This is a genomic window from Paenibacillus sp. VCA1 (assembly GCF_031583795.1).
Taxonomy (GTDB): Bacteria; Bacillota; Bacilli; order Paenibacillales; family Paenibacillaceae; genus Paenibacillus_AQ; species Paenibacillus_AQ albilobatus.
Map to the genome: position 1 here is coordinate 108,389 of NZ_JAVLSX010000005.1, position 14,972 is coordinate 123,360.

12 protein-coding genes and 1 pseudogene are annotated in these 14,972 nt (G+C 52.4%); 10 read left to right on the forward strand and 3 right to left on the reverse strand.

Annotation, left to right across the window (positions count from 1 at the left end):
• Positions 1 to 44 precede the first annotated feature (44 nt).
• The 6 genes from RJP21_RS12330 (at position 45) to RJP21_RS12355 (ending at position 8,827) form a co-directional block, all read left to right on the forward strand.
• On the forward strand, positions 45 to 1,874 hold the full coding sequence (locus RJP21_RS12330; protein WP_310859550.1) for a sensor histidine kinase: 1,830 nt from the start codon (positions 45 to 47) through the stop codon (positions 1,872 to 1,874).
• The gene (locus tag RJP21_RS12335) at positions 1,867 to 3,462 is read left to right on the forward strand and encodes a response regulator (protein ID WP_310859551.1); all 1,596 of its coding nucleotides are present in this window, start codon (positions 1,867 to 1,869) and stop codon (positions 3,460 to 3,462) included. The genes RJP21_RS12330 and RJP21_RS12335 overlap by 8 nt, the downstream gene beginning before the upstream one ends.
• 162 nt (positions 3,463 to 3,624) lie before the next feature.
• Entirely contained in the window at positions 3,625 to 5,028 is a 1,404-nt protein-coding gene (locus RJP21_RS12340) for a carbohydrate ABC transporter substrate-binding protein (protein WP_310859552.1), read from the forward strand.
• Between the two features lie 128 nt (positions 5,029 to 5,156).
• The gene (locus RJP21_RS12345; protein WP_310859553.1) at positions 5,157 to 6,041 is read left to right on the forward strand and encodes a carbohydrate ABC transporter permease; all 885 of its coding nucleotides are present in this window, start codon (positions 5,157 to 5,159) and stop codon (positions 6,039 to 6,041) included.
• Between the two features lies 1 nt (position 6,042).
• Positions 6,043 to 6,933 carry a carbohydrate ABC transporter permease gene (locus RJP21_RS12350; RefSeq protein WP_310859554.1) on the forward strand — a complete coding sequence of 297 codons (891 nt, stop codon included), beginning with the start codon at positions 6,043 to 6,045 and terminating at the stop codon, positions 6,931 to 6,933.
• Between the two features lie 136 nt (positions 6,934 to 7,069).
• Complete coding sequence (locus RJP21_RS12355) at positions 7,070 to 8,827, forward strand: glycoside hydrolase family 35 protein (protein ID WP_310859555.1); 1,758 nt, start codon at positions 7,070 to 7,072, stop codon at positions 8,825 to 8,827.
• Positions 8,828 to 8,865: 38 nt separating this feature from the next.
• Here the strand turns inward: RJP21_RS12355 and RJP21_RS12360 are convergent, their stop codons facing one another.
• The 3 genes and pseudogenes from RJP21_RS12360 to RJP21_RS12370 form a co-directional block, all read right to left on the reverse strand.
• Entirely contained in the window at positions 8,866 to 9,759 is an 894-nt protein-coding gene (locus RJP21_RS12360; protein ID WP_310859556.1) for a cation diffusion facilitator family transporter, read from the reverse strand.
• 360 nt (positions 9,760 to 10,119) lie between these two features.
• A complete protein-coding gene (locus tag RJP21_RS12365) occupies positions 10,120 to 10,767 on the reverse strand; it encodes a metal-dependent hydrolase (RefSeq protein WP_310859557.1) in 648 nt (215 codons plus the stop codon).
• A 303-nt stretch (positions 10,768 to 11,070) separates the two neighbouring features.
• A pseudogene (locus RJP21_RS12370) lies at positions 11,071 to 11,262 on the reverse strand (helix-turn-helix domain-containing protein); the annotation flags it as partial.
• A 305-nt stretch (positions 11,263 to 11,567) separates the two neighbouring features.
• On the opposite strand from RJP21_RS12370, the gene RJP21_RS12375 reads away from it, so the two are divergent.
• From RJP21_RS12375 to galU, 4 genes are all read left to right on the forward strand, one after another.
• Complete coding sequence (locus RJP21_RS12375) at positions 11,568 to 12,299, forward strand: tyrosine-protein phosphatase (RefSeq protein WP_310859558.1); 732 nt, start codon at positions 11,568 to 11,570, stop codon at positions 12,297 to 12,299.
• A 53-nt stretch (positions 12,300 to 12,352) separates the two neighbouring features.
• Positions 12,353 to 13,102, forward strand: a complete 750-nt coding sequence (locus RJP21_RS12380; protein ID WP_310859559.1) for a YveK family protein — start codon at positions 12,353 to 12,355, stop codon at positions 13,100 to 13,102.
• Complete coding sequence (locus tag RJP21_RS12385) at positions 13,083 to 13,760, forward strand: CpsD/CapB family tyrosine-protein kinase (protein ID WP_310859560.1); 678 nt, start codon at positions 13,083 to 13,085, stop codon at positions 13,758 to 13,760. The genes RJP21_RS12380 and RJP21_RS12385 overlap by 20 nt, the downstream gene beginning before the upstream one ends.
• A gap of 308 nt (positions 13,761 to 14,068) precedes the next feature.
• The gene (galU, locus tag RJP21_RS12390; RefSeq protein WP_310859561.1) at positions 14,069 to 14,968 is read left to right on the forward strand and encodes a UTP--glucose-1-phosphate uridylyltransferase GalU; all 900 of its coding nucleotides are present in this window, start codon (positions 14,069 to 14,071) and stop codon (positions 14,966 to 14,968) included.
• Positions 14,969 to 14,972: the final 4 nt, after the last annotated feature.

Sequence of the window (14,972 nt, forward strand, 5' to 3'; positions counted from 1 at the left end):
GGGAAGAGCCTCGGATCGAGGACATCATAAGCGGGGTGAATTCGATGTTTTTCCGTAATTTAGGTTCCCGAATCAAAAGCAAGTCCTTCGTCATGCGGCGCTTGTCGATCAAAAACCGGCTGCTGGCCGCCTTTGTCATTACCTCGCTGTTGCCGGTCGTTATCGTAAGCGTCTATTCCAACATGAAGTACCAGGCTTCGGTAACGAACAAGATCAGCGCGTACTCCATGCAGATTTTGGACGAGCTTTCCCAAAACGCCGCGCGCGAGCTCGAGCAATATGAAACCTTGAGCGAAAACATCATCATCAACCCTTCCATCCAAGACGGCCTTCAGCGTTTCGATACGATGAGCGACTACGAAAAAAACCAGTTGAAGGTCCGGATCGGGAACGAGATGGGGCAGCAAATTTTCCAGCTCGGCAACATCAGCAGCGTCATGATTTTGAACAACGGCAGCGAGACGTTTTTCGATCTCGGGTTCGAGTTGTATCCGTCGGCATCCATTCAAGCGATGCTGGAGCAAACGAGCCATTCCGTTGGAAACGCTTACTGGACGTATCTTCGTTCCAGCCGGGGGACCAATACGATCGCGCTCAGCCGGATCATTTACTCGGAGGACGCGCTGAACAAGCAACTCGGATACGTGATCATTTTTATCGACGAAAAGGTGTTTTCGCGCAACATTTATAAATTCGTCAATTTGGGGACGGGCAGCAGCATTTACATTACGGATGCCAGCGGCATGGTGATTTCGTCGATTTCGGACGACATTCCGAAAGGAACCCGGTTTGCGGCGGACGAGATCCATGCCGTCATCGACCGGCAGTTTCACCGGGAGGGGAGGCTGGCGGCGTTCCATGCCAACGTGGACAAACGCGAATTCCTCGTGGGCAGCTCCTACATCCGCTCGGCCAACTGGTTTTTCGTCGGCATGATTCCGCAAAAATTCATCGTTTCGGAGCTGTCGGAAATGCAGCGGAACCTGGTATTCATCTGCCTCATCATCGTGCTTGTGTCCGGCATGATTTCGATGTGGATTTATTTTACGATCCATAGTCCGATGCGCTCGCTGCTCATGTACGCCAAGCAAATCCGGATGGGCAGGCTTGAGGCCAAAGCCGAAGCGCGCTCCATGTATCCGGACGAAATGGACATGTTGACCGAAACGATCGACGGGATGGTGGAGCAGCTGAAGCAGCTGATCGCCCAGGTTCAAACGGAGCAGCAGGCCAAACGCGATGCGGAGCTGAAAATGCTGCAAGCGCAGATCAACCCGCATTTTTTGTTCAACACGTTAAATTCGTTGAAATGGACCGCCATGCTTGGAGGAAACGAATCGGTTACGAGCGGCATCGAGTCGCTGTCGGAGCTGCTGCGAAGCACGATCATGCTTAAGGACGAATTCATTCCGCTGCGGACCGAAATCGAAAACCTGCGCCATTACGCCAACATCCAGCGCATCCGTTACGGCGATTCCTTCGTGCTCCATATCGAAGTGGACGAGGAGCTTTCCGAGAGCCTGGTGCCCAAATTCATTTTGCAGCCGATCGTGGAAAACTCCATTCTGCATGGCGTGGGAGACGATGAGAAACGGGTTGGCATATGGGTAAAAGGGACCTGCCGCAATCATATATTGACGATTCGGATTACCGATGACGGCAAAGGGTTCGACATGAACGCGATGAAGCCAAAGCCGGCTTCAACCCGCTCAAAGCTGTCGGGCCTCGGGATCGCCAACGTCGATGAACGCATCAAGCTTCATTTCGGAGCTCCCTTTGGGCTGGCGACGTCCAGTGCGCCCGGGAAAGGCACCGAGACGGTCATTACGATTCCAATCTATCGAAGCGAGGGGGAACCGGAGCGTTATGTATAAAGTGCTTATCGTCGACGATGAAATGATCGTCCGCCATGCCGTGAAAACGCTGATCCGCTGGGAGGGAAGCCGCTTCCTGTATTCGGGGTCGGCTTCCAGCGGCGCGTCCGCGCTGAAGATCGCTCGCGAGCAGCGTCCCGATATCGTCATCACCGACATTAAAATGCCGGAGATGGACGGGATCGAGCTGATTAAACGGCTTATGGCTTCCGGCTTTGACGGGGAGATCCTGGTGCTGAGCAACTTCAACGATTTCGAACTGGTGCGCGAAGCGCTGAAATGCGGCGCCCATGACTACATGCTGAAGCTGACGCTCAAAAGCGATAATTTCATGCAAACCTTAGACGAAATCGCCGAAAAGCTGGACGAGAAAAAGCGCCAGCCGAGCGTTGCGCATACGGCGATGCAGACGGAAAGAACAAACCGGCTTCATGATCTTCTGCATGCGTTGTACGATTCCGCAGAAGAGGACCGGCTTCCCGGCCTGAACCCGGAAGCGGCATCGCAGCTGCTGCCGCCGGGCCATGGCGTGTCCTTGTTCGTTATTCAAGTGGATACGGTAGGTGAAAAAAGGGACGAAACTTCGCTAAAGCGTTCCCTTAGCCAGTTGTGGAGCGACGTATACCCGGGAAGCAGCTGGCAGTGTACCTTGGCCGAAGAAGAACGCAGATTTCTGCTCGCCGCGGCTTATCCGGCAGAATCTCAATCGGCAGAGCCGGCGGAGATGGCCGGGCGGATGGCCAGCCTGGCCGCCATGTACTACAGCATGAACGTCGATATCATATACGGAAAACCGGCATTCGGCCCGGAAGAACTGATCGAAGAGATGCGGCGCTGCCGCAAAGCCCGGGCGTTGTTGTTTTACCAAGAAGCGGGGAGTGTCTCTTTGTCCAGCGATACCGAAGCCGTCGAACATGACCCGGCGTACGAGCGGATGGAAGCGGAATGGACGGAGGACATCCGCGTGGGCAGGCCTGAGTTTGCCGCCGAATGGGAGCTGCGGGCGCTGCGGATCATCAGGGAAGGCGCCGTGCGCAGGCTGCTGCCGCGGGTCGTCAAACGGACGATTTGCGAAGCGATGTGGACCCTAAGCCGGAAGCTGGGGCTCGAACAGCGGAGGGAATTCGACCCTTCGCTTTGGCTGGAACGGATTACCGGGGCTGCAAGCGACACGGAACTGCTCATGATCGCCTCGGAGTTGTCGCAGGAGGTGCTTGCCCTTGCAGAGAGCGGCATCGCGCTTCGGGCGAATCGGCCCGAGATCCGAAAGGCGCTTGCCTATTTGGAAGAGCATTACGCCAAACCGGTCTCGATTCGCGACGTAGCGTCGCATGTCAATTTGTCGGAAACGTATTTATGCCAAATTTTCAAAACGGAAACCGGAAAAAGCATCATGACTTGCCTGAATGAGCTGCGCATGGCCAAGGCATATGAGCTGCTCGCTTCCGGCCAACTGCTGGTCAAGGAGGCTGCCGCCGAGGTGGGCATTTCCGATCCGTTTTATTTCAATCGGCTGTTCAAAAAGCATTTCGGCATCGCCCCGAAACATGTCAAACCGAAAGAAAGTCCAGCTTTGAAGCAAAAATAACGCCGACATGCAACATTTTAAGCAGTCATCCTAAAATCGTACAGGTTAGACGCAAGCGGTTTCAAAATGAACATAAAATCATCCATGTCATTCGTTCTGTGCTCCATTTGGCGCCGTTTGAGGCAGAGGTATAATGACAACAAAGAAAAAGGAGGTCATGGAATGAAATGGAATAAGCTTCTCACGGCTGTAAGCGCTTGCGCATTATCCGTATCCCTGATTGCAGGCTGCGGAAACGGCGGCAGCACGGGTGCTTCCGGAGGAAATGAAAGCGGCGCGGATGCTGCGGGATCGGGCGGCGACGGCTCGAAAAAAGTCGCCAACGGCGAGCTGAACGTCGCTGTTTTCCAGGGTGGCTACGGACGCGAATATTGGGATCAGGTCATCGAAGCATTCATGAAGGATCATCCCGGCACAAAAATCAATTTGACGGCCAGCCCGAAAATCGCCGAGCTCGTGCGTCCGAAAATCGTGGCGGGAAATCCCCCGGATTTGCTATACATCGCCGGGGGAGACAACATCCCGCTGCTTGACGGACTGATCAAGGACAAGGCGCTGCTGGATTTGACCGGTATTTTTAACGAAGACGACGGCAGCGGCCCGCTGAAGGATAAAATTCTGCCGGGCGTGTTGGAATCGCGCGCGATGTCCCCTTACGGCGACGGCAAAATCTATCTGGCGCCGTTCAACTTCGGCGTGCTGGGCCTATGGTACAACAAAACGCTGTTTGACGAAAAGGGATTCCAGCCTCCGAAAACCTGGGATCAGCTGTTTGCGATGAACGCGGCGGCCAAGGAAAACGGCCGGGCGCTGTTTACCTACCAAGGCATCTATCCGGGCTACCTGGAAGAAATCATCGTTCCGGCCATCTACGATCTTGGCGGCCAGAAGGCACTCGACCAATTTTTCAATTATGATCCGGAGTTTTGGAAAAGCGACGTGTTCAAGCAGGTATGGGGCAACATCCTCAAGTTCGCAAACGAAGACAACGGCTTGATGAAAGGCACCGTGGCGCTAAACCATACGCAGGCGCAAACCGCGTTTATGCAGGGCAAAGCGATGTTTATCCCGAACGGAACGTGGTTCGAAGACGAAATGAAGGATGCGCCGCGCGAAAACGGCTTCCAGTTCGGTTTTCTCGGCATCCCGTCCTTTAACGGCGGCAGCGTCAAGGCGCAAAGCAATATCGAACAAATCGTCATTCCGGCCAAAGCGAAAAATCCGGAGCTTGCTTCCGAATTTCTGAAGTACATCTATTCCGACGAAAGCATCAAGCTCAATGCCGAAAAATCGAAGGCGGTCATGGCGGTCAAGGACGCGGCCGATTTGGCGAAGCCGTATATTTCGGAATCGACGTACAACGTATACAAAGCCGTGGACAACGGGATGGAGCTGGTCAACGGCACGTTCCAGACGGTAGCGAAAGGCAGCAAATACAATCCGAAGGATGACGTGTACAAAGCGATTTCTTCCCTGGTCAACAAACAGATGACGCTCGAGGAATATGGACAGAAGATGTACGACATGTACACCGAAGTCAGCAATGAATTAAAAGAGGCCAAGTAATTCCCTCATTCCCCATTGGAAGTAAACTTGAAGGGCAGACAAAAAGGCCGTCGCAACCCGTTTTTGGGCTTTTAAAACAAATTCGGGCTGCGTCGGCCGAAAAAAAACCATTGGAAGGAAGTGAGGGAATGACGCTGAAAACGAGGCGGCTGCTGTTCATGGCCGTTTGCCTGGTTCCGGGGCTGGCCATGTTTGTATTATTCAAGCTGTACCCGACGATTCAGGTGTTCTACAAATCGTTTTTTCTATGGACGGGAATCGGGGATGAGCCCAAATTCATCGGCTTCAAAAACTTCGTGGAAATGTTCCGCGACGATGCGTTTCTGTTGTCTCTCCGCAACACCGGATTTTTGATGGTCATCGTTCCCGTGTTCACGCTGCTGATCGCCCTGGTCAACGCTTCGATATTGACGAGGACGAAGCTGAAGGAGCGGGGACTTTACCGTACGCTGTTCTTTTTCCCGAGCATTTTGTCTTTTGTCGTCATCGCGATCCTTTGGTCGTTCATTTACCACCCGACGATCGGATTTTTGAACTCGGGGCTGGAACTGTCCGGACTGGGGCAATACGCGATGCCGTGGCTTGGCGATTCCCGCACCGTGCTGTGGGCGCTGGCAGTGACGATGATCTGGCAGGCCGCCGGATATTACATGGTCATATACATGGCAGGCATCGACGGCATTTCGCCCGATTTGTATGAGGCTGCAAGCATCGACGGCGCAACGCCCATGAAGCAATTCATTCATATCACGATTCCGATGCTATGGGAAATCATCCGCATCACGATCATCTTCAGCATCAACGGCGTGCTGTCGATCAGCTTCGTCATCGTGACGATCATGACGGCGGGCGGGCCGGACCGGCATTCGGAAGTGGTCATGACGTATTTGTACCAGCAGGCGTTTACGAACTCCAACTTCGGTTACGCGATGGCCATCGGCGTATTCGTGTTTGCTTTTTCCGTGATCCTGTCGCTGATCAGCAACAAACTTACGGAAAGGGGCTCTTATTGATATGGCACAAATACAGACTAGCGCGGCGTTTCCTTCCCCAAGGGAACATCGGCCGGTGAAAGCGGCTGTCATCGTACGCAATGGGCTCCTCCGGATCCTGCTCGTCATCCAGGCGCTGGCGGTCGCGTATCCGCTGCTGTGGAACGTGATGGCCTCCTTCAAAACGAACGAAGAAGTGATGGAAAGCCCGTGGTCTCTGCCGAAATCGCTGCAGTGGGACAACTATGTCCGGGCGTTCACGACCGCCAAAATCGGCGATTATATGCTCAACTCTGTGCTGGTCGTGGTCTTGTCCATGATCATGCTGATCATCATGGCGGTACCGACCGCCTACGTGCTGGGGCGGATGCGCTTCCGCGGGCAAAAGCTCATTTCCAACCTGTATATGGCGGGGTTGTTCATCGGAGGAGTGTATATCATCGTGCCGCTGTTCATCCTGATGAACGACCTGCATATGCTCGACAACAGGTTTTGGCTCAGCGCGGTTTATGCGACGGGGACCTTGTCCTTTTCGATTTATTTGCTTACGGGCTTCATGAAGTCGATTCCGGCCGATTTTGAAGAGGCGGCGATGATCGACGGCTGCGGATATTTTTCAACGCTCTTCCGGATCATCATGCCGATGGTGCGTCCCGGCATCATCACGATGGTCGTGTTCAGCTTTTTCGACTTCTGGAACGAATACGTGCTGGCCATGACGCTCGTGACAAGCGACGCCAAAAAGACGATCCCGATCGGCCTCAGCAACCTGATGCAAATCCAGCAGTTTGCCACGGATTGGGGCTCTTTGTTCGCGGGACTCGTCATCGTTTTGGTGCCGACCGTCGTCATTTACACGCTGCTGCAGAAGAAGCTGACCGAAGGCCTGATGCTTGGCGGAGTCAAAGGTTGATTTTTTTGCGAAATATTTGTCAAAATTGTTCACCCACTGGCCCTGATTCTGGCTTATAATAAGCCGGACAGGGCTATTGGCAGGAAAGGCCAAAAAACGGCCAAAAAAAGGCACAGAGAGGGAGAGATCAAGCTCAATGGCAGAGTTTATGGTTCAAGGGAATGATTTTGTTTATGAAGGCACACCTCTTCGCATTTTTTCCGGTTCCATCCATTATTTTCGCGTAGTGCCTGAATATTGGCGCGACCGGCTGCTGAAGCTGAAAGCGTGCGGATTCAATACCGTCGAGACGTACGTGGCATGGAATATTCACGAACCGGAAGAAGGAAAATTCGTCTTTGACGGACTGGCGGACATCGAAGCGTTTATCCGGTTAGCCGGTGAATTGGGGCTTCACGTTATCGTGCGTCCGAGCCCGTACATATGCGCCGAATGGGAATTTGGCGGACTTCCTGCCTGGCTGCTCGCGGATTCCTCCATGCGGCTTCGCTGCTTCGATCGCGCGTTCCTCGATAAAGTGGACCGCTATTTCGACGAGCTGCTGCCAAGATTGAAACCGCTTCAATGCACAAACGGCGGGCCGATCATCGCGATGCAGATCGAAAACGAATACGGCAGCTACGGCAATGACAAGCAGTATTTGAATTACTTGAAAGAAGGCATGATCAGCCGCGGCATCGACGTGCTGCTGTTCACCTCCGACGGTCCTGAAGACCATATGCTTCAAGGCGGCATGGTGGATGGCGTGCTGGAGACGGTCAACTTCGGTTCCAGAGCGAAGGAGGCGTTCGCGAAGCTGCGCGAATACCAGCCGGAAGGTCCGCTGATGTGCATGGAGTTTTGGAACGGCTGGTTTGACCATTGGACGGAGGAGCATCACACACGGCCTGCGGAAGATGTGGCGAAGGCGCTCGAAGAGATGCTTGAGGAAGGCGCTTCGGTGAACTTTTACATGTTCCATGGCGGAACCAATTTCGGCTTTTATAACGGAGCCAACCACGGCCAGCAGTTCGAGCCGACGGTTACGAGCTACGATTACGATACGCTGCTCAGCGAGTGGGGAGATCCGACGCCGAAGTTTTATGCCGTACGCGAGGTGCTTTCCCGTTACATGGACCTGCCGGAGCTTGAATTGCCTGAGCCGATCCGCAAAAAGGCGTACGGTACCGTGAAAATGACGGAACAGGCCGAATTGTTCGGCCAGCTGGATCAGCTGTCGCAGCCGGTCCGCAGTGCGTGTCCGGAGCCGATGGAAAAGGTGGGCCAAAATTACGGCTTTATCCTTTATTCCACGCGGATCAGCGGTCCGCGGCACGGCTTTGAGCTGGTGCTGCAGGACGTGCGCGACCGGGCGCTCATTTTTGCGAACGGTGAGTACGTCGGCACGGTGGAACGTTGGAATCCGGCAGGCATTCCGCTCGAAATCCCGGCCGAAGGGCTGCAGCTTGACGTGCTCGTGGAAAACATGGGCCGCGTGAATTACGGGCCGCTGATGAGGGATCCGAAAGGCATTACCGAAGGCATTCGTCTCGGCAACCAGTTCCTGTACGACTGGACGATCCGTCCGCTGCCGCTTAGCGACTTGTCGGCATTGTCCTTTGCGCCGCTGAAGGAAGGCGAGGATAATGCGAAGTCGGCAGCGCCGGCGTTTTATAAAGGCCTGTTCGAAGTCAGCGAAAAAGCGGATACCTTTATCCGTCTAGACGGCTGGACGAAAGGCGTCGTTTATATCAACGGCTTCAACCTCGGACGTTACTGGAAAGCCGGGCCGCAAAAAGCGTTGTACATTCCGGCTCCGCTGCTGAAAACGGGCAGCAACGAGCTTGTCATTTTCGAGCTTCACGGAACGGACCGTACGGAAGTCAGCCTGACGGATGTGCCGGATCTCGGATAATAAACAGGGACTGCCCCAACCTTGGGCAGTCCCTTTCTTTATTCCTCTTCTCCGTCCGCGTACCACGGGTTCAAGTGGACCATAACATCCCCGACATGTTTCATCCGCCTCATGATGCTTTGCTTCACTTCGCGGCTCACGTCATGTCCTTCTTTGACGGTCAATTGGTTCGGAACGCTTACCTTTACATCCACGATAATCGCGTTGCCCAGTTCCCTGGCGCGGATGCTGTCCACCCGTTTCACGTTCGGAACCGAATAAATGATCGAGGTCAGCTGCTGCAGCTGCTCGTTCGTCACGTTTTTGTCCATCAAAATATCGATGGCCTCCCGGCCCATTTTATAGCCAAGCCGGATGACGAGATAGGAGACGATGATGCCCGCGGCGGAATCTCCGTATTCCGTATACGCGATATGGTATTTGTCGCCGATCAGCGAAACGGCGATCCCGATCACGGCGGCGGCTGACGCGTAGACGTCGGCAATATGGTCGTAGGCGGTTGCGATCAGGCTGCGGCTGTTTTCCGCTTTCCCGATCCGGATGCAATACATATACAGCGCCTGTTTCCATATCAAAGAGATCAAGGCGGCGATCAGCGAAATCCAACTGGCCGCGGCAGGGGGAGAAAAGAAAGATTCGATGGACTTGTAAACCATAAGCAGCGCCGCCATGATCAAAATGATGGACACCAGGCCGGATGCGATCGCCTCGGCTTTGCCATGGCCGTAAGGATGGTCTTCATCGGCCGGTTTTCTGGCGACAAGAGCGGAAGTCAAGGCGGCGATGGTCGCCACGACGTCTCCGGCGTTATGGATCCCGTCCGCGACGAGAACTTTACTATTAAAAACAAGACCCGTGACGATTTTGAGCGCCGTCAGCACCACGTTGCTGATCAGGCTGATCCAAACGGCAAAAATCGATTTTTTAGCCACCCGCTCTTCTCCTTAAATGCAGAATATGATGAATGAAGTCGGTCTCTTACAATATGTACCACTTGTGGCGCGAACCTTCAAGTTAAAAGTATCTGCATTGGAAATGATTATATGCATCGAATAAGCATAGGGCTGCCATTTTAAGGGCAGAACCAAAAAACTCCCCAAACGCCGCGCATGTCTCCTGGAATACAGAGTCCACACGCAGTGCTGAAGAGTTCATTTGGACGTGTTTCGGCACGTAAGCGGTTTCGGTTGATCTGTTTGTACCGATCTTTCGTCGTGAGGCCTTCGTTGCCATAGCTTCCTCATGCGCGGCATGGATGGTCCATCGGACCGGCGGAAAGGAACGAATCCCGCTTATGCTATCGGAAGCTTAAAAGATTTTTTGAGGATGGGGGCCAGCCACTTCACGCCGCTTGGCGTAAGCGTATCGGCAACCAAATGCGAAAGGTAACCTGCGGTTGCCACCAGCATGATGCCTTCAACCCGAAGCTGTTCTTCAAGGCCGGAACCTATGTATGCCCATAATCCGAGCGCCCATACGGTATGCGTTAAACCCCGGTGTTTAAGCCATGGGGCGACCGCCACAAACAATCCGAACCCGATCAACCACGGCATCTGGCGGGACAGGCCGATATAAGCCAGCGCCACGCCGATGGCGCAGACAAAAATGTTGCGGAAAAGACCGTCTTTAATAATGAGGCCGAGCAGAAACAGGCTGAGCGCTGCAAACGAATACTCCATCACAAAAAAATGCTTGGCGAAGTACAGCCAGGCAAGGATAACGATCAGGAGCAGACCCGACCAATACAGCATTTCCCGCAGCCATTTGGAAAACTGCCCGATCTTTGCGCTGAGCATGCTGGGTCCGTCAAGATCGGGGCTAAGCGCCGAAAGCGCGGAAACCGCAACGTAAATCGCGGCATGCTCCAGCGTGAACGGATAATGGGCAGCCGCGGCCGCTCCGATGGCGACGCCGATCGCCAAATGCGTAGAACCTTTCATGATGCCTCCTCTGACTGACGATGTCGAAATAGGCAAACATATGTTTGCTAGTCCATTATACATGCTGGACGTCCGGCGCGCAAAGCTTATTGCATCATTTTTTTGGATTTAGCGTTAAGGGTGTATAGCAGGCCCGGATACCGTTTGCGCCGTTTCGATTGCTTTTGTCGGGGGCTATACACCAGCAAAGCCCTTTTCGCGTTAAATTTGGACCAAACCTATGTATCGGGATTGTAGCTTCGCTCGTTTTCAAGGCTCCGGAACATTCAGCTCCGATTCTGCGGAACCATCGGCTATTTCCCTCCTTCCCAACAGATAGTCGATCGAAACCTGGAACAGGTCCGCCAGCCGATTTAACGTTTCATAATCCGGCTTTCTCCGGTTTTTCTCATAATGAGACAGCGCAGCTCTGCTGATGCCGATCGAAGCGGATAACTGCTCTTGAGTCCAACCTCTCCGTTCCCGCAACTCTGCAATCCGGTGACCACTCTTCATTCGTTCCCACCCTCCGTATACGATTCCAAGCGCAGAGAAATAACTGCTTGACATGATACAAAATGTATCGTAAATTAACAGTGTCGTCAATAGCGAATGTTTATTTTGAAACCATATACCTAAGAAATCAGGTTCCTAAACCCCTTGATAACACACATGATTTGCCTCTTGGCGCAAGGATTTCGCATCGTCCGTCTTTTCGCCAAAGCTCCCCTGATTTCAATTCGAATCAACAAAAGATGCTGTCGATCCGTTCTGTAACGATACATATTGTTACAAAAGTTATGAAAACAGGTGTTGATACGATGATTGATACCCACTGTCACATCCTTCCCGGCGTGGACGATGGTCCAAGTACGATGGAAGGCGCGCTCCGGATGGCCAAAGCTGCGGTCGGCGAAGGCATTCAAACCGTGATCGCCACACCGCATCATGCCACCAAAAGATATGCCAATACCGCCGGCAAAATTCGGCGCCGCGTGGCCGCTTTGAACCTTAGGCTGAAAAAAAGCGGCATTCCGCTGAACGTGCTGCCGGGGCAGGAATTCCGGTTAACCGACTCGTTCCGGGCGGAACATCGGGCGGGAAGGCTTCAGACATTGGCCGGAAGCCGCTATCTGCTGGTCGAGCTTCCGGCCCGCGGCGTGCCGGGCTGCTTCAACGATTTTGTCTCCTATATGAAAAAGCACGGCATTCATCCCGTGATCGCGCATCCCGAGCGGAACCTTGGCGTCATCCGAAATCCGGATCAAGTGCGGCGCTGGATCGAGGAAGACGGCGTCAGGCTTCAGGTGACGACCCAGTCGCTGGCCGGACTTTTCGGCAAAGAAGTTCAGCAGACGGCGTTTTATTTATGCGGTAAACGGTGGATCCATTTGATCGGGAGCGACGCGCACAACCCGCAGCGGCGGAATTTTTTTACGAAGGAAGGACATGAGGCGATCGAAAGGCTGTGCGGTTCATCGTATCTGGAGACGCTGCGGCAGCATGCAGCCCAATTGATCCTTGGAGGAAACATCGGCAATGCGCATATTTGAATCCGGGAAAAAATGCCGCCCGGTGAAATCGGACAAAAGTGGGGGAGTTTGTCATGGAATTGAAATTAATGATGCAGATGCTGAGAAAAAAACTGTGGTTTTTGATCGTCTTCGTAGCGGTTTGCACCGCCGGCGCCGGATTGTACAGCAAATTCATGATGACGCCGGAATATGAGGCCCAAAGCACGCTGATCGTCAACAAAATGAGCGCGGACCGGAACGGGGCGCAGTCTCTGGATATTAACGAAATCAATTCGAATATCATGCTGATCAATTCCTATAAGGTCATTATTTCGTCGGCGTCCATCATGGACAAAGTTGTAAGCAGGTTCCCTGAAATAAAAGAGACCTCCGCGGATTTAAGCGAACGAATAAAAGTCGTTACCACCCAAAATTCACAAGTGATCACGCTCAAAATACGCGATGTTTCCTATAGTCACGCCATGCAGATCGTAAACGCCGTATCGCAAGTGTTTAAAGAAGAAATTCCGCAAATCATGAAAATCGATAACATCACTATTTTGGATAAGGCAAAACCGGAGTCCGACCCCGTGCCGGTCAGCCCGAATGTCAAGCTAAACGTCGCCATCACATTCATAGCTTCGCTGATGATCGCCATCGGTATTGCATTTTTGCTGGATTACTTGGATGACACGGTAAAAACAGAACAGGATGTTGAAAAATATTTGGAGCTTACGACGCTGGGAGCGATCCGAAAAATGAAAAGAAAAGATCTTAAGACGCGTTCCTCCGCAAAAATTAAAAAACAGGTGGGTGAAAACTATGCGCAGCTCAGCCAATAAAACCAAACTTATTATGAATATCAATCGCAGGTCGAATATATCGGAGAGTTACCGCAATCTGCGCACAAACATCCAATTTCTAGGATGGAATCATAAAATTCAAATTTTAGCGGTGACTTCAACCAAGGCCGCGGAAGGGAAAACAACGACAATAAGCAATTTGGCGGTGGCATTTGCCCAGGAAGGAAAAAGGGTTCTATTGGTCGATGCCGATTTGAGAAGGCCTTCTCTGCAGGGGATTTTCAATGTTTCGAATAAAACCGGATTATCGAACATTCTGGCGAATCAAAGCATTTGCGAAGAAATCATACATAACACAGGCATCGATAACCTGCAGCTTATTACCTCAGGCCCGGTGCCGCCAAATCCAACGGAACTGCTCTCGTCCGGAAAGCTGAAAGAAATCATGGAGAGCTGGAGGGACGAATACGATGTGATCCTCATTGACACTCCGCCGGTGATGGCAGTGGCCGACGGCCTGATTGTAGCTTCGGTCAGTGACGGCGTTGTTATCGTCGTGCAGGCAGGCAAGGTGAAAAGGGAACATGTCCAAAAAACCAAAGAAAAACTGGAGCTCGCCAAAGCTAACATTCTCGGCGTGGTCTTAAACAATAAAAGGACCGGCAAAGCGGAATCCCATTATTATTACGGCAGTTAATTCCGGTCCATTGGTAACGAAGATGAGGTTATGTCTACTGAACCTTTATCACAAGTAGGCACTCGGTCATGCTGTGGGTATGCGAATACCTTAGACGTTTATCGTCAGTGGTGTGATGTGAGGACGGGTTAGATGCCCACCGATTTTATTGGAATTTTTTTCGAATCGAAGCATGAGCTATGTCGGAGGATGGGGCTATAGCATATGCTTCGATTTTATTTGAAGAGAGGCCTGTCCCTGTGAGCGCACAGCATGGGCCGTTGAGTTCAATACATAAAAAAAGACCGGACAAGAGGGGGAGAATCATCATGAATAAAGTTAAAAAAGCCATTATACCGGCAGCCGGACTCGGAACGAGGTTTTTGCCTGCGACCAAGGCGATGCCCAAAGAAATGCTTCCGATTGTAGATAAGCCAACCATTCAATATATCGTCGAAGAAGCGATCGCAGCCGGCATCGAAGACATTATTATTGTGACCGGCAAGGGCAAGCGCTCCATCGAAGATCATTTCGATTATTCGCATGAGCTTGAACATCATTTGCTTGAAAAAGGGAAGCTGGAAGTTCTGGAGGAAGTACGCCGCTCATCCGAAGTGGAAATCCACTACATCCGCCAAAAGGAAGCGAAAGGGCTCGGCCATGCCATCTGGTGCGCAAGAAACTTTATCGGGCAAGAGCCGTTTGCCGTTCTTCTCGGCGATGATATCGTCAGGTCGGAAATCCCTTGTATCGGCCAGTTGGTTCAACAATATGAAATATACGGGACTTCAGTCGTCGGCGTAAAAACCGTTCCCAGGGAACAAACGCACAGGTATGGCGTAATCGATCCCTGGGGTCAACTGGACGCCGATGGAAGGACCTACAGACTGCGCAGCGTCGTTGAGAAACCGGAGCCGGCATTGGCACCCTCGAATCTGGCTATTATCGGAAGATACGTTTTAACGCCGGAGATATTCCTGTTGTTAGAAGGGCAGGAAGCCGGGTATGGAGGCGAAATCCAGCTTACCGATGCGATCGAGCAGTTAATTCTCCGGCAGGGGTGCATTGGCTACGAATTTAAAGGCGAGCGATTTGATGTAGGGGAGAAATTGGGATACATCCTTACTACCATTCAATTTGCTCTTCAACAAAGTGATCTGAAGCTTCCGCTTATGCATGAGATAGAGCAAATTTTAAGCCGGGAGAAGCAAAAAATCGAAATTTTTTAAGAGG